22 protein-coding genes and 1 riboswitch are annotated in these 22,738 nt (G+C 30.1%); of the genes, 1 reads left to right on the top strand and 21 read right to left on the bottom strand.

Annotated elements, in window-relative coordinates; genetic code table 11:
* Nucleotides 1-47 precede the first annotated feature (47 nt).
* The 8 genes from BUA48_RS03485 to BUA48_RS03520 all read right to left on the bottom strand — a co-directional run bounded on the left by BUA48_RS03485 (nucleotide 48) and on the right by BUA48_RS03520 (nucleotide 9,041).
* Nucleotides 48-1,376: a GlmL-related ornithine degradation protein gene (locus tag BUA48_RS03485; RefSeq protein ID WP_072830107.1), complete on the bottom strand. Its 1,329-nt coding sequence runs from the start codon at nucleotides 1,374-1,376 to the stop codon at nucleotides 48-50.
* 90 nt (nucleotides 1,377-1,466) lie between these two features.
* Nucleotides 1,467-3,644, bottom strand: coding sequence for a D-ornithine 4,5-aminomutase subunit OraE (gene oraE / locus BUA48_RS03490; RefSeq protein ID WP_072830109.1), 2,178 nt, complete (start codon nucleotides 3,642-3,644; stop codon nucleotides 1,467-1,469).
* Nucleotides 3,638-4,006, bottom strand: coding sequence for an ornithine aminomutase subunit alpha (locus tag BUA48_RS03495; RefSeq protein WP_072830112.1), 369 nt, complete (start codon nucleotides 4,004-4,006; stop codon nucleotides 3,638-3,640). The genes oraE and BUA48_RS03495 overlap by 7 nt, the downstream gene beginning before the upstream one ends.
* 25 nt (nucleotides 4,007-4,031) lie before the next feature.
* Nucleotides 4,032-5,438: a 2-amino-4-oxopentanoate thiolase subunit OrtB gene (gene ortB, locus BUA48_RS03500; protein ID WP_072830114.1), complete on the bottom strand. Its 1,407-nt coding sequence runs from the start codon at nucleotides 5,436-5,438 to the stop codon at nucleotides 4,032-4,034.
* 27 nt (nucleotides 5,439-5,465) lie between these two features.
* A complete protein-coding gene (gene ortA, locus BUA48_RS03505) occupies nucleotides 5,466-5,762 on the bottom strand; it encodes a 2-amino-4-oxopentanoate thiolase subunit OrtA (protein ID WP_072830116.1) in 297 nt (98 codons plus the stop codon).
* A gap of 50 nt (nucleotides 5,763-5,812) precedes the next feature.
* Nucleotides 5,813-6,859, bottom strand: coding sequence for a 2,4-diaminopentanoate dehydrogenase (gene ord / locus BUA48_RS03510; protein ID WP_072830119.1), 1,047 nt, complete (start codon nucleotides 6,857-6,859; stop codon nucleotides 5,813-5,815).
* An 82-nt stretch (nucleotides 6,860-6,941) separates the two neighbouring features.
* On the bottom strand, nucleotides 6,942-7,916 hold the full coding sequence (locus BUA48_RS03515) for a hypothetical protein (RefSeq protein ID WP_072830121.1): 975 nt from the start codon (nucleotides 7,914-7,916) through the stop codon (nucleotides 6,942-6,944).
* A 924-nt stretch (nucleotides 7,917-8,840) separates the two neighbouring features.
* Nucleotides 8,841-9,041 (bottom strand): cold-shock protein, encoded by a 201-nt coding sequence (locus BUA48_RS03520; protein WP_072830123.1) that lies wholly within the window; start codon nucleotides 9,039-9,041, stop codon nucleotides 8,841-8,843.
* A gap of 393 nt (nucleotides 9,042-9,434) precedes the next feature.
* Here BUA48_RS03520 and BUA48_RS03525 point away from each other — a divergent pair, with 393 nt between their 5' ends.
* Complete coding sequence (locus BUA48_RS03525; RefSeq protein ID WP_072830125.1) at nucleotides 9,435-10,337, top strand: FUSC family protein; 903 nt, start codon at nucleotides 9,435-9,437, stop codon at nucleotides 10,335-10,337.
* A 60-nt stretch (nucleotides 10,338-10,397) separates the two neighbouring features.
* On the opposite strand, the gene hemL is transcribed toward BUA48_RS03525, so the two are convergent.
* The 13 genes from hemL to cbiG all read right to left on the bottom strand — a co-directional run bounded on the left by hemL (nucleotide 10,398) and on the right by cbiG (nucleotide 22,738).
* Nucleotides 10,398-11,702, bottom strand: a complete 1,305-nt coding sequence (hemL, locus tag BUA48_RS03530) for a glutamate-1-semialdehyde 2,1-aminomutase (RefSeq protein WP_072830127.1) — start codon at nucleotides 11,700-11,702, stop codon at nucleotides 10,398-10,400.
* A gap of 30 nt (nucleotides 11,703-11,732) precedes the next feature.
* Nucleotides 11,733-12,707 (bottom strand): porphobilinogen synthase, encoded by a 975-nt coding sequence (hemB, locus tag BUA48_RS03535; RefSeq protein ID WP_072830130.1) that lies wholly within the window; start codon nucleotides 12,705-12,707, stop codon nucleotides 11,733-11,735.
* Nucleotides 12,708-12,730: 23 nt separating this feature from the next.
* Nucleotides 12,731-14,227 (bottom strand): uroporphyrinogen-III C-methyltransferase, encoded by a 1,497-nt coding sequence (gene cobA, locus BUA48_RS03540; protein ID WP_072830132.1) that lies wholly within the window; start codon nucleotides 14,225-14,227, stop codon nucleotides 12,731-12,733.
* Nucleotides 14,227-15,132, bottom strand: a complete 906-nt coding sequence (hemC, locus tag BUA48_RS03545) for a hydroxymethylbilane synthase (RefSeq protein ID WP_072830134.1) — start codon at nucleotides 15,130-15,132, stop codon at nucleotides 14,227-14,229. Before hemC ends, cobA begins: the two co-directional genes overlap by 1 nt.
* 15 nt (nucleotides 15,133-15,147) lie before the next feature.
* Entirely contained in the window at nucleotides 15,148-15,753 is a 606-nt protein-coding gene (locus BUA48_RS03550) for a precorrin-2 dehydrogenase/sirohydrochlorin ferrochelatase family protein (RefSeq protein WP_072830136.1), read from the bottom strand.
* 12 nt (nucleotides 15,754-15,765) lie between these two features.
* On the bottom strand, nucleotides 15,766-17,001 hold the full coding sequence (gene hemA, locus BUA48_RS03555) for a glutamyl-tRNA reductase (protein ID WP_072830138.1): 1,236 nt from the start codon (nucleotides 16,999-17,001) through the stop codon (nucleotides 15,766-15,768).
* Entirely contained in the window at nucleotides 16,976-17,800 is an 825-nt protein-coding gene (locus BUA48_RS03560; RefSeq protein ID WP_072830140.1) for an energy-coupling factor ABC transporter ATP-binding protein, read from the bottom strand. The genes hemA and BUA48_RS03560 overlap by 26 nt, the downstream gene beginning before the upstream one ends.
* A gap of 157 nt (nucleotides 17,801-17,957) precedes the next feature.
* Complete coding sequence (cbiQ, locus tag BUA48_RS03565; protein ID WP_178138940.1) at nucleotides 17,958-18,665, bottom strand: cobalt ECF transporter T component CbiQ; 708 nt, start codon at nucleotides 18,663-18,665, stop codon at nucleotides 17,958-17,960.
* On the bottom strand, nucleotides 18,622-18,915 hold the full coding sequence (locus BUA48_RS03570) for an energy-coupling factor ABC transporter substrate-binding protein (RefSeq protein ID WP_072830142.1): 294 nt from the start codon (nucleotides 18,913-18,915) through the stop codon (nucleotides 18,622-18,624). The genes cbiQ and BUA48_RS03570 overlap by 44 nt, the downstream gene beginning before the upstream one ends.
* Entirely contained in the window at nucleotides 18,899-19,636 is a 738-nt protein-coding gene (locus tag BUA48_RS03575; protein WP_072830144.1) for an energy-coupling factor ABC transporter permease, read from the bottom strand. Before BUA48_RS03575 ends, BUA48_RS03570 begins: the two co-directional genes overlap by 17 nt.
* A 247-nt stretch (nucleotides 19,637-19,883) precedes the next feature.
* Nucleotides 19,884-20,056, bottom strand: a riboswitch (cobalamin riboswitch).
* A 175-nt stretch (nucleotides 20,057-20,231) separates the two neighbouring features.
* Nucleotides 20,232-20,999: a cobalt-precorrin-6A reductase gene (locus tag BUA48_RS03580; protein ID WP_072830146.1), complete on the bottom strand. Its 768-nt coding sequence runs from the start codon at nucleotides 20,997-20,999 to the stop codon at nucleotides 20,232-20,234.
* A 9-nt stretch (nucleotides 21,000-21,008) separates the two neighbouring features.
* Nucleotides 21,009-21,731 (bottom strand): precorrin-3B C(17)-methyltransferase, encoded by a 723-nt coding sequence (gene cobJ, locus BUA48_RS03585; RefSeq protein WP_072830148.1) that lies wholly within the window; start codon nucleotides 21,729-21,731, stop codon nucleotides 21,009-21,011.
* Between the two features lie 2 nt (nucleotides 21,732-21,733).
* Nucleotides 21,734-22,738 (bottom strand): cobalt-precorrin 5A hydrolase, encoded by a 1,005-nt coding sequence (gene cbiG, locus BUA48_RS03590; RefSeq protein ID WP_072830151.1) that lies wholly within the window; start codon nucleotides 22,736-22,738, stop codon nucleotides 21,734-21,736.

Raw genomic sequence — 22,738 nt, forward strand, 5'->3', positions numbered from 1 at the left:
TAATTCCCCCTTAATTTATGTTGTTGCTAATCTTATAAAAGCATCCCCTATTTTATACTTTTCATTAATAACTTAAGCGCAAATTCTTTATTTTCTTTAGAAAGTACGCCTGCACATGCCATTATATAATCTGTATCTATTAAAACTTCACTTTCCAAACTAGGCATCATCGATACTTCTTTTCCCTCATACCTTAAAGAACTTAATATTTCTCTTCCCTTTGGTAATCTTGATAAAGCACCTCCAGTTCCTATTATATATTTAACTTGAGATAAGTCTTTGCCATAAGCCACAAGTGAATTTTTACCTACAAATACCCTCTTTATATACCCACAATGCCTTGCCATTGCTATTTCCGCAGCCTTTTTACACAAGACTTCACTGCAATCTTTCTCTATATGCTTTTGTGGAATAGGAACTATGTTATTTCTTATAGTTCCAATATCATATTGCTTTAAATCCTTTAGGTTAAGAAGTTCAATTACATTTTTACTATTTATATATACTCCTAAGTCACCCTCTACAGTTCTCTTTGCTTTTGGCTCAGGATTAACTAAAATATTTAATATTTCAGCACTTCCTTCCGTTACAGAATGTATATCCGTTGTGGCTCCTCCTACATCTATAACTGCTAAATCTCCCAAAACTTCATATAGAACCTTAGTACTTTCCATAACTGCTCCAGGTGTTGGCATAATACTACCATTTACCATTTCTCTTATTTTATCCATTCCTGGTGCCTTCACTATATTCTTTTCAAATACTCTTTGAATTACTTCTCTAGCAGGTTCCACATTTAATTCATCCACCTTAGGGTAAACATTAGGAACAACATATAGTTCTTTATCCTTAAACATATTCTTAATTTCATTTACATTGGCTGTATTTCCACAATAAATGATTGGAATATCTATATCTGCATCTAATATAGCCTTTGCATTATATAAGGATGTTTCTCTTTCACCATAATCTATACCACCAGCTAGCATTATTAAGTTAGGTTTAATTTTTTTTATTTCTTCAAGGTCACTTTCTCTCATTTTTCCTGAAGTGATCATTTTTATTATTGCTCCTGCTCCTAAGGCAGCTTCCTTGCTTGCTTTTACAGTCATATCATGCACTAATCCATGTACAGTCATTTTTAATCCACCGGCTGCACTACTAGTAGCTAACATCCTATTCCATGTTAGTTTCTCTTCTATTTGAGACTCTATATCAGAAATAGCATTTTTAAGCCCTATTGTTACGTCTCCATCTAAGACAGTTGTAAAGCTTTTTCCTTGAGCTATTATATTTATACTTTCTGATACTACACTGAATGCAGTACACAAGGTGGTTGTACTTCCTATTTCTGCAACAATATAATCAACTCTCATATTTTACCTCCATATAGGATAAAAGGATATCTCACAATAACTTATTTTTTATAGGTTATTGCAAGAAATCCTTATTTATTTTTTATATACCTATTCTTTTTTCATCAACTCTTCAATAATAAAGGAAGCTACATTATTACCATGAGATCCTCTTCCAAACCCAGCATCCATTCCATGGTCTTTAGCAATTTCCTGTGATACTTGAGTTCCTCCACAAATAAGAATAATTTTATCTCTTATACCTTTTTCTATACAAAGATTATTTAACTTATCCATGTTTTTTGTATGAATATCATTATGTGTAATTATTGTACTTGCTAAAATAGCATCCGCTTCACTTTCAATTGCAGCATCTACTAACTTTTCAATAGGACATGATGTACCTAAATAAATATATTTTATTCCATACTTCTCAATACCACCATGCTTAATATCTATTATCTCTCTTAAACCAACTGAATGTTCATCTTCTCCTACAGTTGCGCAAACAACTTTTACTGGTCTCTTTTTCACATACTCTTTCATAAAGCTATCATCTAATAATTTTTGCTTTTCAGGTATTTTTAGTTCATCTTTATTTATAGAGAAATCTACCTTTCCCTTTATTTCAACTAAAGTACCCTCTGCAGCTTGAAGTATTTGTTTGTGTATAACTTCCACATCAGTTAAATTCATTTTTCTTCCTATTTCAATTGCTGCGGCTTCACTTACACCCTCTTCTTCAGGGATCATTAAAGTAACCGTTACATAGCCATCTTTTTTCCATTCTACCTCTGGCTTTATTGTATTATCTTCTTCAACTCTCTCCATTCTTCTATATACATTATCTTCTTCATCTAATTCATCTATATACTGTATTTTAGAATGGTCACATAAAGTACATTCATTTATAGCATCACATGGTTTACTGTAAAACTCTGGCACATTGTTATATCCAAAATGCGCACAAACTGGTGCAAAGTAATCCTCATCTCTTGATACCACACTACCAGCTGCTACACCCTTAGCACTTTCTCTTACTATTCCATCAGAATTTCTTGAAGGATATTCTCCTGAATCTACAAAGAACCCTTGTTCAACTGCATTAAAATACCCTCCTACCTCTATTATTTCCTCCATGAAAAGTACAGCCTTTTCTTTCAATTCTCTAATCTTATCTCTTAAATATCCCTCATCCTTAAGTTCAATCATATCCATTAATCCATCCATACCAATTAATGATTGTTTAGCTGTATTAATAGCATGAATATTATTGTAATGCCACGGAACATTTCTTCCTTCATCAGGAGTTATGGTACTTTGAATATCTGCTGAAGTAAGCTTAGATATTAATAAGTTAAGTACATGAGTAACTGTAGCTTCTCTTGTACAAGAGGTCATGTACTTCGTATTCATTTGCGCTCTCATTTTATAATCTTTGAAGATCTCTCTAAGCGCTACTGCATAAGGTAAATCTAACTTCATACAAGGAGCAGGTGTTGCAGAGGGTGGAACAGTACTTAATGCTATATTCTCTTTTTTCATTCCAACTAATTCAGAATATTTGCAATTTATAGCATGCTGAACCATTAATTCAGGCATTACAGCATATCCCTTCATAGCCGTTGCATTAGCATTATGTGCTCCATCTATTTGAAGAATATCAGCATGTGCCATTATTCTTTTAGCAACTGCAGCATCTACAAAACTTCTAACCATATTTATGTTTCTATAAAGAACATTGTATTGAGGATCTTGGTGAGCTCCATTAATTCCTTCTTCTGCAAACATAACTGCTACATCTGGTCCTGCAACCCCTGATACATAAGAGTGAAAGTTAATAGGTCTTCCAACTTCTTCTTCTATTAAATCCAAGGCTTTTCTTGTAGCTCTAACTTGTTTTCTTGTAATAGGTACTCCTCCAACTCCTTCTGGAGATCCCTCTATTAATCCATCAAAATGACTTTGTCCAGCTGTTCTAATAACCATTATGTGATCAGCTCCATGCCAAGCAGCCATTCTCATTCTTCTTATATCATCTTCAAATCTACCAGAAGCTATTTCTGACGTAATTACTGGTATTGGTTGAGGATCTATATTCCCAAAGCTAGGTGCAGCTGGTATTCCTTCACTTTGCCTTAAAGATTCAGAAATATCACAATAATCAAACTCACCTAATTTACCATTTTCTCTTTTTACTCTAAAAGTCCAACCTCTTCTTTTAGGCTCATAGTTTTCAAGATTTTCAAGTAACTCTTTTATATCTATTTTTTTATTTTTCTCTAGCATATAGACACCCCTTCGAAGCTCTTACTAACCTCTGGCCATCCTATGCCATTTGCTAATTCTCTACCAGCTTCCATATAATCTATAGATTTCATTTTTGCATAGGTAAGAACTACATTACCAAGTCCTTTACCTAAAAGATTCCATGTTTCCCCTTCCTTTGCTATATTGCTTGCTTCTATACTTGAAAAACCCATTCTTAATAAAACAGATCTTTCTATAGATAAAGAGGTATTGTTATAAGCTAATTCCACTAAGGGCTTTACTATTTCCTCTGTTAAACTCCAAAATCTCTCATAAAGCTCATCATCACTAAGACTTTTTAAATGCTCTCTTCTTTTTGCAAAATCTTCTTCCCTTTTCATAAAAATCTCCCCTTTTCCTATAGTTTTAAAGCTCTAAATCCCTTAAAATATTGTTTACTTCTTCTTTACTATATCTAGTTTCTTTACATAAAAAATCTATATCTATTTCCTCTAATTCTTGTACCTTAGAATTTCTCAATAAATTTTTTATTAAAGATTTTCTATATTTATTCAAATCCATTTCTTTATACCTTAAGGCCCATGGTCCTCTTGGTAGTATTATATTTTTTCCTGGAATCTCATCTAAAACATTTTCATTAATAAGTATTTCTATATTATTATTCTTAGCAAAACTCAACTGTGGCATTATATGTTTACCCGCACCTGTGTATTCAGTTTCTTGAACTACAATAACTTGATCATTTTCCATTTCCTGCGCCAAAGAAAATGCTGCAGCTAAGGATGTATTACCAGCCGGTCCTCTTTCTAAGCCCTCAATTTGAGCTAAAAGTTCTGTCATATAAAAAACTGAGCCTTGATTTACAGTTACGTACCTATCTAAATATCTTAAAGGTCTTGCAGCACTTCTAGGTACATCAGACCTATCTGGATTAGTCATAAAAGGTATTCCAAATCCTGTATGTCCTGTAGTAAAAGACTTTTTATTAAAATCACTATCTGAGGCCATATGTAGCCCACTTAAATCTACAGAGGCACCTATTATTTTACTATCTATTGCTCCAGCTTTTATAAGACCTCTTGCTGTACCTGTTACGTTACCACCACCTGCATGAGTCACAACCACTGCATCAGGATATCTTTCTAAGCTTTCTAAACATTGTTTCGCTATTTCATATCCTAAACTTTCAGTACCTGCTATGCCTAAGGGTGAATACAATGAAGCATTAAAATATCCTGTATCCTTTATAATTTTCAGAAAGACATAAAACAACTCTGGACCTACTGTTAATTGCACAACTTCCGCACCAAATGCTTCACACTTTCTAGCTTTTTCAATAATTTCAGGTTGTCCTACTTTTTGAGAATCATAACATTCTTGTACAATTATGCAGTCGAGTCCTCTCATAGCACTTTGAGAGGCTACAGCTGCCCCATAATTACCTGATGTTGCAGATACAACACCCTTATACCCTCTTTTTTTAGCTTCATATATTGAAATAGCTGCTCTTCTATCCTTAAAACTTCCTGAAGGATTACACTGCTCGTCCTTTATAAAAATTCTAGCCGCCTTTCCACTCTTTGAAACCTGTCTAGCAAGAGCAGTTAAGTTTTTTAGCTCTATTAATGGAGTATTCCCGACCCCTGTTTCCCTTTGGATATCTATTATATCTTTTATAGAGTAGCCAATATCACTCATCATAGTTTCATAATCAAAAGCTATATTTCCCTTTTCATATTTATTATAGTCAATACCAACTGATTGCAACATTAACTTACTTTTCTCTTGCATTAATTCATCATATTTGCTCAACTATTAATCTCCTCCTTAATGAACTCCTTACCTTTTATTATTCAAGCAGCACTTAGCTTGTTTTCCTATATAAGCAAGTTCCTCTACATAATCACCGAAACTATGAGTATAATTAGGCTTTTCCTTAACTACTTTACCTTTTTCTTTTCTTCCTATTATGGTCTCGATTTCCACTATGTCACCTAACTCACAATTTTCCAAAGTAAAACCTTTTACCCACATTTTAAGAGGAGTATTCTTAGTATCTTCTGGTATATTAGAAGCTCTATCTTCACATTTTAAAACTAAACTTTCTATCTCAACCCATGTACCTGCTTTAATCATTTAAGTCACATCCTTAAATTATTTTTACTATATTTTCAATTTGTAACTTATTATTTTATAAGTTCCCTTACATCACCTAATATAGCAACTGGTATAGGTAAATCTAACATTGTCTTCAATCCTGGTGTACTATTTATTACATGAGGTATCATATTTACACATATAGCATAAGTTCCAACGCCACCAGCTATTTCAGGAGTATTTTTCAAGTTTATTTCAGGAGTTCCCTTAATTGTTATATAATCTCCTGTACTTAAGTTTTCCATCTCAGGTCTAACCTGTTGAGGATGTTCCATTTCAACAAATAACTCTCCATTAACATAGCCATATCCCATTTGTTTACATCCTGCGACATATCCAGGTTTTACTGATACTAAAGGAGTAACTCTTTCCACATTAGCCATAATAGGTTCTTTAGTTTGAGCTATTTTATCAAACTTTAAATTGAAAGCCTCTTCAAACATTCCAAAGGATTGTATAAATCCTACATGTCCAGCTATACTATCATTTTCTACACCTTCAACAAACTCCTCCTTTGTAAGTCCAATTCCTTGTTCTTCCATAACGGCTTTTCCAAAACATGCTAAATCATTTACTCTTGAAACTCTTATATTCTCTACATCTTCACATACACCTGTTAATGCTAAAACTAAATAATCCATTACAAATCCTGGATTTATGCCAGTTCCTAATATTGAAACCCCATTTTTCTTAGCAATTATATCCATATCCTCACTTAATTCAGGATCCAATGCTTTTGGATAAGACATTTCTTCTGCAGTTGTGATTACATTTATACCTTTTTCTGCTGCAAATTTTATTTGAGGATAAACAGCCTTTGTAAAAGAAGCTGTTGCAATTAAAACTACATCTGCAGCCTTCTCCTTAATAACCTCCTCTGGATTATCTAAAATTACTACATCATTATTCTCTGTTCTTTCAACTTCTAATAATTCATATAACTTTTTACCTACTTTACTTGGGTCTAAATCAATAGCACCAACTATAGAAAAACCTCTTTTCTTACAAATCATCTTAGCCATTCCTTGTCCCATAAGTCCAAGTCCCCATAAAATAACCTTAACATTTTCCTTCATAACCTAATTCCCCCTATTCTTTACATTTATATTTAATAACTATTTAGAACTAATTTTTATAACTAGTTTTCTATAGTCTAAATCACAACATTAATACCCCTTTGCCTACCAAATCCTTATTTTTTATAATTATTCCTAATAAATCTAAATATATAATTCCTTCTAAATCTAACTTTATAGATAATACAGGCTCCTGACCTTCTTCTTTTCCCAAAATCATTCCCTGTGCTTTACTTTCTTTTTCAGTAATAAATTCATATACTCCTATATATCTAAATATCTTTTCATTTCCTTCAAAGAAGCTTATTTCATATAAAAAACCTGCACAATTACCCTCATTTATAGACATTAACTTCCCATCTCTAAAGGTATTAGATATTATAGGTGATAACTCTTCTCTTATGCTAAACTCCTTAGTTTTTTTATATAATTCACCATAAATTCTAAGTATCCTTCTTTTCATAATTGAATTTTCTATGAAGAATTTATCTATGTTATTTTCATAAAATTCCTCTTCAGTTATATTCAAAGCAAAAAAATTGGATAAATTACAACTTAAATGTTTAAGATCACAAATTACCTTTATATAATTCAATTGCTCTTCTTTTAAAACATATTTTATTAAATTTTCTATATTAAATAATGAGTTCTTTTTATGTATTGAAGTGCATAAAATAAATCTTTTTTCCCTTAAAGCTTCTACGTTCAACTTCTCATACAACTTCTTATGTGTTTCATATATATATTCATTGTCATTACTGATTAGCACTATATCTTTAGATTTGAAAAATTCTAACTTATCCTCTAAGTTTTCTCCATAGACATCTATATCTACCAAAATTAAGTCTATATCCTTTGTATTCTCAATTTCTTGAAACTCTCTATAGATAATACAATTAATATCATCTATTTCCTCCATACCCCTTTTAATTCTTTTTAAGTTGTAATCCACTATTGCTTCAACACTGTACTGTGTTTTACCCCTATTTTCTTTAAATAAATACTTTAATAATTCCTTTGTTGCCTCTCCTATGCCAACTATGAGAATTTTAACCATATTCAATTCTCCCCTATACCCTTTTTTATATAATATTTTTTTAAATCCTATTTATGATAAAAAAGAAGTTCTATAAATACTATGAATTTGTTAGCTTTTGTATATATATTCTTGCTAACAAATATTATTTTTTAATTTTATGCCTTTGTCTTAAGCTTTCGAAATAATAATAATTCCTTTTTATATCACACCAAGGAAAAAATATTCATTTATTAACATTTTTTGAATATATTTTTTCAGGAAATTTTCTATCAATTGAATTTTTTTAAATATATAATTTCAATTATAACTCATTTTTCATTTTTAGGAATATGCTTACAAAAATTTAACAATTTCTTTATAATTCTATAATGGCTTGTACTAAGGATATGAGGATTAAACCTATGAATAATTTTTTTTTATTTGATTATCTTAATTTGGAATATGAATAGAATTAAAATTATAAATTCATTTTAATTAAATATATATTTGATTAAAAGAAGAAAGTGTAATTATAATTTTTTCAAACTATATTAAATTTTTCTATTAAGTACTTTATGTAAGATATTTTATTTAGATGATTCTTGAAACATGAAATGTTTTTTATAAATAATTACTTGAAAATATAATTAAATTAATTGAAAAATAAAGCTTAACTAAATTGAAATTTATAGAAGGGTAATTATATATATTCTAATAAACTCTCTTACTTCCAATTATTAGATATAAGGGTCATTATAGAATAAATATAAATATAGAATGTTAATTAGAACTTATATATTACGGATTATAAAAGTATTTGTAATTGAAACTTTAAATGCAGTATAAAGAATTAATAGAGATGTATAGGTATAAAATATGCATAAAAAAGGAAAGACTGCTGATAAAATCAGCAGTCTAATCCTAAAGTTCGTAACTCTTATTGCTCATCTATATTAATAGTGATTATAATTTTACAACTTTAGCTGCTTGAGGTCCTCTTTCTCCAGTAACAACCTCAAATTCAACTTTTTGTCCTTCTTCTAAAGTTTTGAAACCTTCTGAAGTTATAGCTGAAAAATGTACGAATACGTCATCTTCACCTTCAACTGAAATAAATCCAAAACCTTTTTCAGCGTTAAACCATTTTACTATTCCTGTTTTCATATGAAAATCCTCCAAAATAAAAATTAAATAATGTTACAGATCTTGACCCTTTACTATAACTTATGTAAAGTATAATAAAACTTTTTATGTTTAGAAACTTACTTCTATATAACACTGAAAAATCTTTAGCTCTCTACATTTCTTATTATAATAAAGATAAACTACCTGTTCTTTACATACTATCATAGTACTTCATAAAAAGCAATATTATTTATGATAAAGTACTAATTAATTATCTACATTAGATATATTTCCACTATATCTGTAAATTATTCATCATTGCAATAAAAAATTTGTAATATTTTTTATTATATATTGCAATTACTAATAGTATATGATAAATATTTATTTATGATACAATAATTTTTACATAATTTAACGAAAGGATTATATATGAAAAAAATGATTTTTAAAAAAGTTGGTATGAGGAATGTTAAAACAGCTTTATCTGTTTCCCTTTGCGTACTTATAACAAATTTAATTGGGTTAGATTCTTCATCCATTTCAATAGCTTGTATTGCTGCGGTTATAACCATGGAAAGTACAATCTATAACTCCTATGTAGTAGGTAAAAACAGGCTCATAGGAACTATAATAGGATCTATAATAGGCCTTATAGTTTCATTAGTAGCTCCAAATAACATTATATTTATAGGCCTAGGCATTGTATGCATAATATACTTATGTGATCTATTAAATTATCAACGTTCTATTAGCATTGCTTGTGTGGTTTTTATAGTTATAACTGTGAGTCTGACTAATAAAAACCCTTTAATTTATAGTGTATCAAGAGTTATGGAGACATCTATAGGTATCATAGTTGCTGTTGGTGTAAATTTTTTCTTTTTTCCACCTAAAATATCTAAAAAAGTACATGACTCTTATTTAGAAATATTTACTTCTACAAAGGATTTGGTTTATGATAGGTTTACCTTAGATAATAAAGATGAGTTAATACAACTTTATTCTAAAATAATTGAACTAAATTTACTTTTAAGTAATTATGTAATAGAATATGGTAAAATCCAAGAAGATGCTTTAAAATCTTATCATGTTGCAGCTGATAGCTTTATGAAGATTTATAAGCATTTATACATAATTGAAGATTTAAAAAACGTTTGTAAAATGACTCCTGAGAATTATGAAGCCTTAAAGTTAGAGCTTATTGTACCTGTTGGTGAAGTAAGTTCTGATATTGAAATAGTGTATAATTTTCATATTGAAAAACTTATATTTCTTCTCTCAAATATAAATTTAACAGAGGAAACAATAAAAGAGCAACATGATAAAGAATAATCTTTCATATAAATAGTAAAAAATCACCTTATAAAAATAAGGTGATTTTTTAACGTCTTTTTATTTATTAAATGCAACTTTTAAAGCATTTTTAAATATCTCAACTGTTTTATCTATATCTTCATTAGTATGTGCAGCTGACAAGAATAATCCCTCAAATTGTGCTGGTGGGAATAATACTCCGTTTTTCAACATCTCTCTAAAGAATATTGCATACTTCTCAGTATCACATTTCATTACTTCACTAAAGTTTCTGAAGGTACCCTTTGCAAAGAATGTACATAACATAGCTTTAAATCTTATAACTGTTACCTCTACATCTAATTCTTCTATAACAGCATTCATAGCTTTTTCAAATTTAATAGCTTTTTCTTCTAAGTTGCTATATATTTCAGGATTATTTTTCAATATATTTAAGTTTCTTAATCCCATGTACATAGCTAGTGGATTTCCTGACAATGTACCTGCTTGATATACTGGTCCTAAAGGTGATACCATTTCCATAATTGCCTTCTTACCACCATATGCACCAACAGGTAATCCAGCTCCTATTATCTTACCAAAACATGTCATATCTGGTTCTATACCATATACTTCTTGTGCTCCGCCATAAGCAACTCTAAACCCTGTTATTACTTCATCAAATATTAATACTGCTCCAAACTCTTTAGTTATTTCTCTTAACCCTTGAAGGAAGTCCTTTTCCGCAGGAACAACTCCCATATTTCCTCCTACAGGTTCAACTATTACAGCTGCAATATCCTCTGGGTTTTCTTCAAATACTTTTCTAACTGAATCCATATCATTGTATGTGCATACTAATGTATCTTTTACTGTTCCCTCAGGTACTCCTGGGCTTGTCGGAACACCAAAAGTAATAGTTCCTGAACCTGATTTAACCAAAAGACTGTCAGCATGACCATGGTAACATCCTTCAAATTTTATTATTTTATTTCTTCCTGTATACCCTCTTGCAACTCTTAATGCACTCATAGTTGCCTCTGTACCAGAGTTAACCATTCTAACCATATCTATTGAAGGATATGATTCAACTATTAATTTAGCCATTTCAACTTCTATAGCTGTTGGAACACCATAACTTGTTCCTCTTGCAAGCACTTCTTCTATACCCTTAGAAACTTCTTCATTGCTATGTCCTAAAATAAGAGGTCCCCATGAGCAAATAAAATCTATATATTCATTTCCATCTACATCAAAAAGTCTTGATCCCTTAGCTCTTTCTACAAAAATAGGATTTAGCCCTACTGATTTAAAAGCTCTAACTGGACTATTAACCCCACCTGGAATATATTTTTGAGCTTCTACAAAAATTTCTTCCGATTTTTTGTTATTAAAGTTATCCATAATTCATCCTCCAAGTTTATACTCTTTTATTTATTTATTTTCTTTAAGCATTCTAGCAAGATCCTTAGCAAAGTAAGTTATTATTATATCTGCACCAGCTCTTTTAATTGAAATTAAACTTTCCATTATTGCAGATTCATTTAATAAACCTTGCTCTACAGCTAATTTAATCATAGAGTATTCCCCACTTACGTTGTAAGCTGCAATAGGAATATTATAAGTATCCTTTACTTTTCTTATAACATCTAAATATGCAAGGGCAGGTTTAACCATAACTATATCTGCACCTTCCTCGATATCTAACTCAACTTCTCTTACCCCTTCTAAGATATTTGCAGGGTCCATTTGATAAGTTTTTCTATCACCAAAGGCTGGAGCTGAGTCTGCTGCTTCTCTAAATGGTCCATAAAATGCTGATGCATACTTAGCACTGTATGCCATAATTGGAACTGTTACGAAACCAGACTTGTCTAAGGCTTCTCTCATTGCACCAATTCTTCCATCCATCATATCAGAAGGAGCTACCATATCAGCTCCAGCCTCAGCATGACTTACTGCTATTTTTGAAAGATACTCTAAAGTCTTATCATTATCAACATATCCTTCTTCTGTTAAAATACCACAATGTCCATGAGATGTATATTCACACATACATACATCAGTAACAACATATATCTCCTTAGAAACCTCTTTTATTTTTCTAATAGCCTTTTGAACTATTCCGTTTTCTGCATAGGCTTCTGAACCGCAACAATCCTTTTCATTAGGTATTCCAAATAATATTACTGATTTAACTCCTAATTCTACAAGTTCTTTTATTTCCTCTTCCAATCTATCTATAGAAAAGTGATAATTGCCCTTCATAGAACCTATTTCTCTTTTTATATTTTCACCTTCAACTATAAATAATGGATAAATAATATCATCCATAGAAATGTGTGTTTCTCTAATCATATCCCTTATAATTGAATTTGCTCTAAGTCTTCTTGGTCTTTTAGTTAACATTTTAATTCCTCCTAAAGAGTTTATTAGTTATTGCATAGCACATCTATTATACCATTAATTGTATACTCTTTTGCCTCTTTGTAAAGATTTAATCCATATTCTTCAATTGTTTTTGAAGTAATTGGCCCTATAGATATAAGTTTTATATCTTTTAATTTATCTAAATTTTCTTTTCCTAATATTTTAACTAAGTTCTTTACTGTTGATGAACTAGTAAAGGTTATATAATTAACTCTTTCCTCTTCTATAAGTTCAAGAAGCTCTTCTTTATTTCCTTCACCCATTACTGTTTCGTATAATTTAACTTCAGTAACTGCACAGTATTTATCAAGCTCAGTGACGATATAATCTCTAGCTTCTTTTGCTCTAGGGATTAGTATTTTATCTTCTTTCTTTAACATAGGAGCTAATTCTTCAACTAAAGCCTCTCCAACATACTTAGAAGGAATTATATCTGCAATTAATCCTCTTTCCTTTAGTTTTGCAGCTGTAGCAGAGCCAATTGCAACTATTTTAGCCTTAGCTAATTTTCTTAAGTCATAATTCATCTCATATAATTTATCTACAAATATGTTTACACCATTCTCACTTGTAAATGCAACATAATTGAAGTTCTCTAAATTATTTATAGCTTCTTCTAACTCATTATTAGGACTTATTTCCTCTATCTTTATAGTTGGAAATTCTATAGCATTTCCCCCTAAATCAAATATCTTTTCACTTAATTTGCTACTTTGACTTCTAGACCTTGTAACAACTATATTTTTACCGAACAAAGGCTTTTCTTCAAAGAAATTCAAACTTTCTCTTAAATTAACTACCCCCCCTATAACTATTAAGCTAGGTGATTGTATTTTTTCTGCCATAGCCTTTTCATATAAATTTTCTAGAGTACCTGTTACTACTCTTTGATAAGACCTTGCAGCCCAATTAATAATTGCTGCCGGTGTTTCCTTATCTTTGCCATTTATCATAAGATTGTTACATATCTTTTCAAGATTAGATACTCCCATTAAGAATACAAGAGTACCAGAAATTTTAGAAAGTACTTCCCAATCTAATTCTTTTTCTTCTTCCTTTAGATGTCCAGTTATTACATGAAAAGATGATGCGTAATCTCTATGAGTTATAGGAATCCCTGCATAACATAATCCACCTATAGCAGAAGTTATACCAGGAACCACTTCAAAGTCAATTCCTCTTTCTCTTAAATATTCTCCTTCTTCTCCACCTCTACCAAAAACGTAAGGATCTCCACCTTTTAATCTAGTAACTATCTTACCATTTTTAGCCTCTTCCGCAATAATTTCATTTATCTCATCTTGAGTTTTTGTATGGTATCTAGATTTTTTACCTACATAAATAAATTCACAACCTTCTTTAGCATCTTCTAATATTCTATCTGTTGCTAATCTATCATATACAATAATATCTGCTTCTTTTACGCATTGTAAGGCTTTTAAAGTTAATAATTTATAATCTCCTGGACCTGCTCCAACTAAATAAACTTTTCCCTTCATTACTTTTCCATCTCCTTTGCTATTATCTCTGCTAATTTATATCCTAATTCAGCTGCTTTTTCCTTAGTTCCTTCTATAGATTTTTTAATAAGAATTTCTCCGTCCTCAGTTCCATATAAACCTTCTAAGACTATCTTATCTTCTAATATTTCACAGTTAGCCCCAACTGGAATATGGCAACTTCCCTCTATTCCATCTAAGAAAGCTCTTTCAGCTTCTCTTTCTATTTCAGTTCTCTCATCTCTAATTGAACTTATTATTTCATTTATATCTTTTCTATCTTCTCTTATTTCTAAAGCTAAAATACCTTGAGCTGGAGCAGGTAATATTATATCTCTTGAAATATATTCAATTTTATTATTTATTTTAGACTTAAAATCAAGTCTTTGAATTCCCGCTGCCGCCAATATTACTCCATCTAAATTCTCATCTTTTATTTTTCTTATTCTAGTATCTATATTACCTCTTATAGGTACTATATTAAGATCTGGTCTATGTTTTAAAAGCTGATATTTTCTTCTTTTGCTTCCTGACCCAATAGTAGCTCCCTTAGGTAAGTCTTCTAAGCTATTATATCCTTCTTTAAGTACAATTACATCTCTATTGTCTTCTCTCATTGGAGAGTAGGAAAACATTAATCCCTCTGGTAGTTTAGAAGGCATATCTTTCATACTATGTACTGCTAAATCAATTTCTCCATTTAAAAGTTGCTCTTCAATCTCTTTAACAAAAAGTCCCTTATCTCCTATTTTGTCTAAGGCTACATTCTGAATTAAATCTCCCTTTGTCTTTATAATTTTAAGTTCAAATTCTAAATTTGGATTTTTCTCTTTTAGTTTATCAATTACCCAATTACTTTGGTATAAAGCTAATTTACTTCCCCTTGAACCTACAACTATTTTCATATAATACTCCTTTTATTATCTACTTAATAATTTTATTTTTAACTTTTTCAATTCTTCACTATTTAAGTCAACTAAAGAATTTAAAATTGATTTTTTTTCTACTTCATCACTATAATTTTCAAGTACTAAATCTCTACATTCTCCTAATAATTCAACATACTCTTCATAGGTCTTATCATAGGTCTTTTCTAAATCCTTTCTTATTTTTGCACATAAAGAAGGACTATTACCTAATGTAGAGATAGCAATATTTAAATCCCCTCTTTTTATGGTAGAAGGAACAATAAAACTAGACTTATTTATATTATCTACAATATTACAAAGTATATTTTTATCATGACATATTAATGATATACTTTCATTTAGTCTATAGTTGCTTGTGGCTGCTATTACTAAAAAAGCCTTATCTATATACTCACTTTTAAATTCATCCTTAATTATAGTTAACTTGCCTTCATGTAAATTTTCAATCTCATAAAAGCTCTCTAAAACCTCTAGTGATACAACCTTAACTACTGCCTCATATTCTAAAAACTTTTTAGCTTTTCTAAGCGATACTTTTCCACCGCCAATGATTACAACCTCTTTATTTTTCAAATCAACCATTAAAGGATAAAACATAAGTATTCCTCCTTAAAAGTTAAATAAATCTGTTATGGTTTCTATATATTTTTCAATTTCCCCTTCTTCCTTTGTCTCCTTAAGAGTAAATATTGGTTCTCTTATAAGACGCTTTAAAGAAGACTTAAGCATTTTTTCTATTATTTTTTGTTCCCTGCCATCTAACTCTAATTTTCTATTTATATAAGCCATTGTATCTTCTTCTATTTCTCTACATCTATCATTTAATGACTTAATTATAGGATCTATCTTTATTCCTTGTAGCCATTGTAAAAAAGTTTCTATATTATCTTCTATAATGTCCATGGCTCCATTACAAAGATCTATCCTTTTTTGATAGTTTTCATCAGATACCTTTTTCAAATCATCTATATCATAAATAGTTACTCCCTTAACCTCTGCAACTCTTCTGTCAATATCTCTAGGTAAAGCTAGATCCAATATAAATAACTCACTTTCCAATTGTGGCATCTTTTCATAAGCTATAACCGTATGTGGAGCTGCAGTTGCTGAAATTAATATATCAACTTTATTTAGGTACTCATATCTATTTTCATATTCAATTATCTTAGCATGTGGGTATTGATTAACCACACTTTTAAGCTTTCCATGTGTTCTATTTGTTATATAAACTTCACCTAACTCCTCTTCTTCTAGATAAGTAAGAGCTAAAGAGCTTATTTTTCCTGTTCCTATTATTAAAGCTTTTTTTCCTTTAAAGCTCCCTATATTTTCTTTTAAATATTTTATGCCTATATAACTAGTTGATAAGGGTATTTCTGATATTTTAAAATCGCTTTTTATACCCTTAGCTACTGTAACGGCCTCTCTAAATAATTTATTAAGAACCTTTCCACTACATCCTATCTCCATAGAAAATAATAAAGAGTCCTTTACCTGACCTAAAATTTGATCTTCTCCTAAAACTATGGAGTCTAACCCTGATGTAACAAAATATAAATGCCTAATGGCATCAATGTTCTCTTTTTCAAATAAATATTCTTCTATATCAGAGATATTAAAGAACTCACTATAAAACTCTCTAACTATAGGTATATATTTTCTTACATTCTTTGCAGCTATATAAATCTCACTTCTATTGCATGTAGATAATATTATAACTTCTTTTATTCCTCTATCTAATAAATAGTTACTTCCTTCTATTTTTCTAGCTTCTGTGAAAGAAACCTTTTCTCTAATATTTATAGGTGTTTTATTATGGTTAACCCCTATTACAGCTATCTCCATTTATATCCCTCCAATACTTATAAAGGTCTTCCTCCTTTGTAAACAAGGGAAAGTTCATATTTTTATGTATTTTTACAAGCCAAGGTTCTCTAAGACCAGCCTCTTCAAGTATATTTCCTTTTAAAAATACCTCTTTACTTTCACCTTCAGCAATTATCTCCCCTTTATTAATAACATATATATACTCACAAAGTTCATATATTGTATCCATATTATGGCTCGAAATTACTACTCTAACCCCTCTATTACTTAGCTCTTTTATTATATCCGTTACAGCCTCTGTCATATTGGGATCTAATCCTGCAGTAGGTTCATCAAAACAAATTAGTTCATAGCCCATAGCTAATATTCCAGCAATAGCAACTCTCTTTTTTTGACCATAACTTAAATTGTGAACTGGTTTTTTCTCAAACTCCTTTGCTCCTGCATCTATTAATGCCTTATCTACCCTAATCTTAACCTCAGATTCAGGTATATCTAAATTTCTTAGTCCAAAGGCAACATCATCATATACATTTGAATAAAATATTTGCTTATCTGGGTCCTGAAAAAGAATTCCTACTCTTCTTCTTAAATCATATAAAGTTTTTTTATCATATCTAATTTTTTTATCATCAACAAGAATATTACCTGTAGTTGGCTTTAAAATCCCAACTAAGGACTGAAAAAGCGTTGATTTTCCAGCACCATTAGCACCTACAACTCCTATTCTCATATATTTTTCGAAATCCATGTTAATATTTTTTAAGGCCATTGTTTCATCTTCATATACGTAAGTTAAATCTTTTACCTTTATCACTGTATCACCTTAATTCCATACATATTATTTTAAATATGGGCGCTGTTATATATAACATAATTAAATTATATAAAAACAACGCCCCCAATAAATTATTATATCATTTTAAAATTTAAATAACAGAATATCTACTATTAATTTACTATTAGTGTCCTTATTAAACATGAAATTTCCCCTGATATAATCTCGTATCTAATATAACAACTAAATCACTATATCTTTCCATGACTCTTACAAATAAACATTTAACTAAAATAGAAGTTGAATTGTAAGATTTCTTTATATCCTTATAACCAAACCTTAAATATTGCGCCATGTGAATCTCTCTATATTCTTCAATGAATATAAAGATAAATCTATATACAAGTACCACAACCTCAATAAAAATTTCTGGAAGCCTCATTAGCTTAAGTACTTCTACTATTTGATTCATAGGCATTGTTAGCACTATAAAATACATAGCACTTATAGAATTCATAGTTCTTAAGAATAACTTTAGTGAAGTTTCTACTCCTGTGTAGGTTATACCTATATTTACACTTCCTAAAGTAAAATAAGTAATGTACCCCTGTGTATCTGCCGAAAATGATATTATTAAGCTAACAATACTTATTAACAAAAATATCAAAGGTACACAAAGACTTTTAAAATATCTTTTTATAGTATTTTTTGAAACATAAATATTTATTACACTTATAATTAAAAACAATCCTATATTAAAAGCATAATTTGTAATACTTAAACTTAAAACAAATAAGAAAATTGCAAAACAAAATTTATATTGTGCTTTTATTTCTACTAATCTATTACTATAAGATAAATTATGATTTAGATACACTCTTCTTCTTTCCTTTTCTATATCCAAAATAATAAGCAAGTGCTCCTGTACCTATGGAAGCTTGAAGAGCAAATAATAAGCTTTCAACTTCTCCACTTGGTGGTTCCCATAAACTTTGAACCCATGGCTCATAATCTGGATTTATTTCAGTAATCAACTCTTCTGCTTGTCCATCTGCTCCTTCATAAGGCGCATTAGCATTAATAATAAATGGTAATACCGTTATTGCTATTGCAAGTACTATTAAAATTAAATTTGTTTTAGTTTTCTTGCTCATCACTTACTACCTCCTCTGGACCATTGTCTTTTAATAAATTAAATACAACAGTTGTTAATAGCCCTTCTGCAATTGCTAAAGGTACTTGAGTTACTGCAAATATAGTTAAAAACTTAAGTAGTGATGCAGTAATTCCCCCAACTGGATCTGGGTAAGCAAGTGCTAATTGAAAAGCTGTAACAGTGTAAGTAAGTAAATCACCTAAAGCTGCTGCAGTAAATACTGCTATTTTTTGAGTTCCTTTTTTCTTCATTAATAATTTATAAACAAAGTAAGAAACAAATGGTCCTACAACTGCCATAGAAAATACATTGGCACCTAAAGTAGTAAGCCCACCATGAGCTAATAATAATGCTTGAAATAACAATACTACAGTCCCTAAAACAGTCATAACTGTTGGTCCAAATAATATAGCTCCTAAACCAACACCTGTAGGATGTGATGAACTACCAGTAACTGAAGGTAGCTTAAGAGCTGATAAAACAAATACAAATGCTCCTGCCAATCCTACTAAAACTTTCTGTTTTGGGTCCTTTTTAAAGATTTTTCTTAATCTTACAAGTCCCACTATAAAAAATGGGGCAGATGCGCAAAACCATAAAATTACCCATTTAGGACTTAAAAATCCTTCCATAATATGCATAGCAAATACTGTGCTTGGTGCAATTAAAACTATTAATGCTAGGCTCATTATGATGCCTATTTTTTTAGAGTTTTTCATAACTCTCACTCCTTTAAAATTTTTTAGATAGTGATTTCTAAATTACTAGATATACTACTAAAAATTAAATACAAGGATTTTAGCTAGAGTGATACAAGCTTTCTAATTTGTGAGTAAGCATGAGTCTATAAAAATAAAACCCAACCTTTTAAGGTTGGGTTTATAATATCTAACTAATACTGCTTAAATTATACTTTAAAACTTATAAGCTATAGTATTAAATATAGAACTCTTCCCTCCGAAGGCTTACTACTCTTAGACTTAGGTAGGTCTCCTGACTCGAACTTCATCCTACTTCCCAACCTTCCCGAGTTATCAGTGGCTATCTGGGGTTCGTATTTTCTTACAGTAGCGGGGGCTGTAGAGGACTTACACCTCTTTCCCTTTTAATCATCATGAACCTAAATCCTTAATTATTTAATTTTAAGCATTTATATAATACCATATAAATCACGTAGTAGCAATATTAATTGCATAATATTGCTACTATAACTTTAAATATCCTAAATTTTATTGCTATACATATGATTTAATTTAAATCCATTAAAATATCTTAGTATCTTTAGCATTCATTCTAATCATAGTATATTCATGATTAATAAAATTTATTCCTAATAAACCTTATTAATTCCTCTGCATTTCCAAATTGATTAGGTTTTATTGAATTAACTCTATCTACTACAAATATTTTTATGTTACTATCTATAGCAGCTAAAATTTTCTCCTCTGTTCCCCCTTGAATCCCACTATCCTTAGTAAGAATAGCCTCTGCACTATGTTCCCTTATGAAGGCCTTATTAAGCTCATAGCTTATAGGTCCTTTCATAGCAACTATAGATTCTGGTTTAAGTCCTAGTTCATCTAATTCCTCCATAACCTTTAAAGTAGGAAGAACTCTATGAATTATAGGGTTGGGTAAATTCAAATCTAATATTCTTTTTATATTTCTACTTCCTGTTGTATTTAATATAGTTCCTCTTATTTTAGATAAATGTTTTCCTAATTCTTCATAACTTTCTACAGTTATTACATTAGGGTTATCTTTATACTTTTCTACTATAGAAGGTCTTTCATATCTAAAATACTCTATATTACATTCCTCACAGGCAGCAATTGCATTCTTAGTTACTTCTAAAGCATAAGGGTGAGAAGCATCTATTAAAATTTTTATTTCATTTTCTTTTATTTTTTCTTTTATTTTTTCTAAATCTAAGGGTGTAGTATTAAGTATTTTATACTTATATTCCTTTAATAGTTCTCCACCATAAGATGTAGCTGTTGTAATAAAGATATCCTCTGTAAACTCATTTAAAAGAGATAATAAGGTCTTTCCTTCTGAGGTTCCTAATATTAATCCTATCATAATCTAGCCCTATCTTACTTTATATCCTCTAGGAGTAATTATTCTATTATTCTCAGCGTAACTTTGACTATTTCCTATGATTACAATAGAAAACATATCAACTACATTTTCATCAAAATTATCTAAAGTAAAAATTCTAACCTCTTGACCATCTCTTAATGCATTTTTAACTACTCCTATTGGAGTTTTACCATCTCTATGCTTTTTAACTAATTCTAAGCATTCTCTTAAGTAATGAGGTCTTCCCATACTCTTAGGGTTATATAAAGATATAACAAAATCTCCTTCTGCTGCTAATTCAACTCTTTTTTTAATTAACTCATATGGAGTCATTAAATCACTTAAGCTTATATTACAGTTGTCATGCATTAAAGGAGCACCTAAAACTGATGCTGCTGCTGAAGATGCTGTTACACCTGGTATTATTTCTACATCTGCAGTATTTTCTAATTGTAGAATCAGCCCTGCCATTCCATATATACCTGCATCACCTGTACTAATTACTGAAACTGTTTTATTATCCTTAGTAAGCTCTATAGCCTTTCTACATCTTTCTTCTTCACCCTTCATTCCTGTTTTGAAGATTTCTTTTCCTTCTAATAAAGGTTCTACCATAGTTATATACTTTGTGTATCCAACTATAATATCACTTTCCTCAATTGCTTTCTTTGCCTTTATTGTTAAATGGTCTAATCCACCTGGTCCTATTCCTATTACATATAATTTACCCAAAATTATTTCTCCTCTCTTATACTAACTTCACCAATACTTAAGGTCATTCCCTCATGAGTTAGTTTTTCAATAAATAGTTTTGCTCCACTTAATTCAACTACAGGTTCACTTACAGCTCTTACACCTATAGTTTTTTCCACAAAGTCACTACCCTTATATTTATGATGAATAGTTCTTATTTCTTCAATTGTATATATCTTCATGGGCCAATTTAACTCTCTTGATAAATTCACAATGGCCTCTTCATTTTTCTTTATTTCTACTGTACATATTTGAGCTATAGATAATTTATTAATGTTATTTTCTTTCAAAACCTTCAATATAAAGTTTTTCATCTTTAAAGAGTCATAGTTTTTCTTGCATCCAACTCCAAGAATAATATCCCTTCGCATCAACTTAAGAACAGGAATATTATTATCTTCAAAATAACTTTCTTTATTTCCCACAATAACCATAGCTTCATAGCTTTCATTTTTTTTATATGCCACATAACCCTTAGGAACTTGAATTATATTTTTTTCATCTTTAAATGCAACTTTACCACCATTAACTAAAACTGCTGCTACATCCTTGCAAGTCTTCATATTTTCAATAACTAAGTCATTTTCTTTAGCTATCATATCTGGCGCTACAATTCCTAAATTGTCAGTTGCAGTAGTTATAATAGGCATAGCATTTAATTCTTTGCTTATTTGCATAGTTAATTCGTTTGCTCCACCTATATGACCACTTAATAAACTAATTACAAATTTCATACTATTATCAATTACTATAATAGCCGGATCTGTGGTTTTGCTTTTAACAAAGGAGGAAATAGCCCTTACAGCTATTCCTGTAGAACTAATAAATATTATAGCTTTATATTTATTAAAACATTTTTCAGTTACGCTCTTTATTCCAAATTGCTTTACCTCATCTTTGCTATAAAAATCAAAGTCTAAGATAGTTTTAAGTAATTGTGAAATTTTTTCTCCTTCATTAGTTACAGCAATTACTGCTATATCCAT

Origin of the sequence: Clostridium collagenovorans DSM 3089 (genome assembly GCF_900130005.1) — a bacterium.
In the GTDB taxonomy this organism is placed as follows: Bacteria; Bacillota; Clostridia; order Clostridiales; family Clostridiaceae; genus Clostridium_D; species Clostridium_D collagenovorans.

What these genes read in the sequence shown, in the direction of transcription:
- BUA48_RS03575 (WP_072830144.1), bottom strand. Translation starts at nt 19,636, where the DNA reads ATGAAAAACTCTAAAAAAATAGGCATCATAATGAGCCTAGCATTAATA.
- BUA48_RS03520 (WP_072830123.1), bottom strand. Translation starts at nt 9,041, where the DNA reads ATGAAAACAGGAATAGTAAAATGGTTTAACGCTGAAAAAGGTTTTGGA.
- cobA (WP_072830132.1), bottom strand. Translation starts at nt 14,227, where the DNA reads ATGAAGGGAAAAGTTTATTTAGTTGGAGCAGGTCCAGGAGATTATAAA.
- hemL (WP_072830127.1), bottom strand. Translation starts at nt 11,702, where the DNA reads ATGGATAACTTTAATAACAAAAAATCGGAAGAAATTTTTGTAGAAGCT.
- BUA48_RS03515 (WP_072830121.1), bottom strand. Translation starts at nt 7,916, where the DNA reads ATGGTTAAAATTCTCATAGTTGGCATAGGAGAGGCAACAAAGGAATTA.
- hemA (WP_072830138.1), bottom strand. Translation starts at nt 17,001, where the DNA reads ATGGAGATAGCTGTAATAGGGGTTAACCATAATAAAACACCTATAAAT.
- BUA48_RS03550 (WP_072830136.1), bottom strand. Translation starts at nt 15,753, where the DNA reads ATGTTTTATCCTTTAATGGTTGATTTGAAAAATAAAGAGGTTGTAATC.
- BUA48_RS03570 (WP_072830142.1), bottom strand. Translation starts at nt 18,915, where the DNA reads ATGAGCAAGAAAACTAAAACAAATTTAATTTTAATAGTACTTGCAATA.
- ord (WP_072830119.1), bottom strand. Translation starts at nt 6,859, where the DNA reads ATGAAGGAAAATGTTAAGGTTATTTTATGGGGACTTGGACTTATGGGA.
- BUA48_RS03580 (WP_072830146.1), bottom strand. Translation starts at nt 20,999, where the DNA reads ATGATAGGATTAATATTAGGAACCTCAGAAGGAAAGACCTTATTATCT.
- oraE (WP_072830109.1), bottom strand. Translation starts at nt 3,644, where the DNA reads ATGCTAGAGAAAAATAAAAAAATAGATATAAAAGAGTTACTTGAAAAT.
- ortA (WP_072830116.1), bottom strand. Translation starts at nt 5,762, where the DNA reads ATGATTAAAGCAGGTACATGGGTTGAGATAGAAAGTTTAGTTTTAAAA.
- BUA48_RS03485 (WP_072830107.1), bottom strand. Translation starts at nt 1,376, where the DNA reads ATGAGAGTTGATTATATTGTTGCAGAAATAGGAAGTACAACCACCTTG.
- hemC (WP_072830134.1), bottom strand. Translation starts at nt 15,132, where the DNA reads ATGAAAATAGTTGTAGGTTCAAGGGGAAGTAAATTAGCTTTATACCAA.
- BUA48_RS03525 (WP_072830125.1), top strand. Translation starts at nt 9,435, where the DNA reads ATGAAAAAAATGATTTTTAAAAAAGTTGGTATGAGGAATGTTAAAACA.
- hemB (WP_072830130.1), bottom strand. Translation starts at nt 12,707, where the DNA reads ATGTTAACTAAAAGACCAAGAAGACTTAGAGCAAATTCAATTATAAGG.
- cbiG (WP_072830151.1), bottom strand. Translation starts at nt 22,738, where the DNA reads ATGGATATAGCAGTAATTGCTGTAACTAATGAAGGAGAAAAAATTTCA.
- BUA48_RS03495 (WP_072830112.1), bottom strand. Translation starts at nt 4,006, where the DNA reads ATGAAAAGGGAAGAAGATTTTGCAAAAAGAAGAGAGCATTTAAAAAGT.